The organism is Halalkalibacterium ligniniphilum, from assembly GCF_000334155.1.
Classification (GTDB): domain Bacteria; phylum Bacillota; class Bacilli; order Bacillales; family Bacillaceae_D; genus Halalkalibacterium; species Halalkalibacterium ligniniphilum.
Map to the genome: position 1 here is coordinate 1 of NZ_ANNK01000174.1, position 2973 is coordinate 2973.

The 2973-nt window shown below is 53.4% G+C and carries 1 rRNA gene; it reads left to right on the top strand.

The annotated features are described in order from the left end of the window. Positions 1-14 precede the first annotated feature (14 nt). Positions 15-2955, top strand: a 23S ribosomal RNA gene (locus BLT_RS0120980). Positions 2956-2973 lie beyond the last annotated feature (18 nt).

Genomic DNA, 2973 nt, shown 5'->3' on the forward strand with positions numbered 1-2973 from the left:
AACTGCAGTCATTTGGTTAAGTTATGAAGGGCGCACGGTGAATGCCTTGGCACTAGGAGCCGAAGAAGGACGCGACGAACGGCGAAACGCCTCGGGGAGCTGTAAGTAAGCTTTGATCCGAGGATATCCGAATGGGGGAACCCACCATCCGTAATGGGATGGTACCCATACCTGAATCCATAGGGTATGAGGAGGCAGACCTGGGGAACTGAAACATCTAAGTACCCAGAGGAAGAGAAAGCAAATGCGATTTCCTGAGTAGCGGCGAGCGAAACGGAAACAGCCCAAACCAAGAGGCTTGCCTCTTGGGGTTGTAGGACACTCTATACGGAGTAAGAAAGAAATGGAGTAGGCGAAGCGGTCTGGAAAGGCCCGTCAGAGAGGGTAACAACCCCGTAGCCGAAACTTCGTTTCCTCCAGAGTGGATCCTGAGTACGGCGGGACACGTGAAACCCCGTCGGAATCCGGGAGGACCATCTCCCAAGGCTAAATACTCCCTAGTGACCGATAGTGAACCAGTACCGTGAGGGAAAGGTGAAAAGCACCCCGGGAGGGGAGTGAAAGAGATCCTGAAACCGTGTGCCTACAACTAGTTGGAGCCCGTTAAGGGGTGACAGCGTGCCTTTTGTAGAATGAACCGGCGAGTTACGATGTCGTGCAAGGTTAAGCTGAAGAGGCGGAGCCGTAGCGAAAGCGAGTCTGAATAGGGCGAATGAAGTACGCCGTCGTAGACCCGAAACCGTGTGATCTACCCATGTCCAGGGTGAAGTTCAGGTAACACTGAATGGAGGCCCGAACCCACGCATGTTGAAAAATGCGGGGATGAGGTGTGGGTAGGGGTGAAATGCCAATCGAACTCGGAGATAGCTGGTTCTCCCCGAAATAGCTTTAGGGCTAGCCTCGAGGGAAGAGTCTTGGAGGTAGAGCACTGATTGGACTAGGGGTCCCCACAGGATTACCGAATTCAGTCAAACTCCGAATGCCAAAGACTTATCCTCGGGAGTCAGACTGCGAGTGCTAAGATCCGTAGTCAAGAGGGAAACAGCCCAGACCATCAGCTAAGGTCCCAAAGTATACGTTAAGTGGAAAAGGATGTGGAGTTGCCCAGACAACCAGGATGTTGGCTTAGAAGCAGCCACCATTTAAAGAGTGCGTAATAGCTCACTGGTCGAGTGACTCTGCGCCGAAAATGTACCGGGGCTAAACGTATCACCGAAGCTATGGATTGACACCATAAGGTGTCAGTGGTAGGGGAGCGTTCAAAGGGCTGTGAAGCTAGACCGTAAGGACTGGTGGAGCGCTTTGAAGTGAGAATGCCGGTATGAGTAGCGAAAAGAGGGGTGAGAATCCCCTCCGTCGAAAGCCCAAGGTTTCCTGAGGAAGGCTCGTCCGCTCAGGGTCAGTCGGGACCTAAGCCGAGGCCGAAAGGCGTAGGCGATGGACAACAGGTTGAAATTCCTGTACCACCTCCTCACCGTTTGAGTAATGGGGGGACGCAGAAAGGTAGGGTAAGCGCGCTGATGGATATGCGCGTCCAAGCAATAAGGCTGAGAAGTAGGCAAATCCGCTTCTCGCAAAGGCTGAGTTGTGATGGCGAGGGAAATCATAGTACCGAAGTTCCTGATCCTACACTGCCAAGAAAAGCCTCTAGCGAGGTGAGAGGTGCCCGTACCGCAAACCGACACAGGTAGGCGAGAAGAGAATTCTAAGACGCTCGGGAGAACTCTCGTTAAGGAACTCGGCAAAATGACCCCGTAACTTCGGGAGAAGGGGTGCTCTCTAGGGTGAATAGCCCCGGAGAGCCGCAGTGAAAGGATCCAAGCGACTGTTTAGCAAAAACACAGGTCTCTGCGAAGCCGCAAGGCGAAGTATAGGGGCTGACACCTGCCCGGTGCTGGAAGGTTAAGAGGAGGGGTTATCCCTTCGGGAGAAGCTCTGAATTGAAGCCCCAGTAAACGGCGGCCGTAACTATAACGGTCCTAAGGTAGCGAAATTCCTTGTCGGGTAAGTTCCGACCCGCACGAATGGTGTAACGACTTGGATACTGTCTCAACGAGAGACCCGGTGAAATTATAGTACCTGTGAAGATGCAGGTTACCCGCGACAGGACGGAAAGACCCCATGGAGCTTTACTGTAGCTTGATATTGGATTTTGGTACCGTTTGTACAGGATAGGTAGGAGCCTTGGAAGCCGGAGCGCTAGCTTCGGTGGAGGCGTCGGTGGGATACTACCCTGACGGTATTGACATTCTAACCTCGGACCGTGATCCGGTTCAGGGACAGTGTCAGGTGGGCAGTTTGACTGGGGCGGTCGCCTCCTAAACAGTAACGGAGGCGCCCAAAGGTTCCCTCAGAATGGTTGGAAATCATTCGTAGAGTGCAAAGGCAAAAGGGAGCTTGACTGCGAGACCTACAAGTCGAGCAGGGACGAAAGTCGGGCTTAGTGATCCGGTGGTTCCGCATGGAAGGGCCATCGCTCAACGGATAAAAGCTACCCTGGGGATAACAGGCTTATCTCCCCCAAGAGTCCACATCGACGGGGAGGTTTGGCACCTCGATGTCGGCTCATCGCATCCTGGGGCTGAAGTAGGTCCCAAGGGTTGGGCTGTTCGCCCATTAAAGCGGTACGCGAGCTGGGTTCAGAACGTCGTGAGACAGTTCGGTCCCTATCCGTCGCGGGCGCAGGAAATTTGAGAGGAGCTGTCCTTAGTACGAGAGGACCGGGATGGACACACCGCTGGTGTACCAGTTGTTCCGCCAGGAGCATCGCTGGGTAGCTACGTGTGGACGGGATAAGTGCTGAAAGCATCTAAGCATGAAGCCCCCCTCAAGATGAGATTTCCCATGGAGTTAATCCAGTAAGACCCCTTAGAGATGATGAGGTTGATAGGTCTGGTGTGGAAGCGTGGTGACACGTGAAGCTGACAGATACTAATCGGTCGAGGACTTATCCAAAAACAATTCTTGAACGTT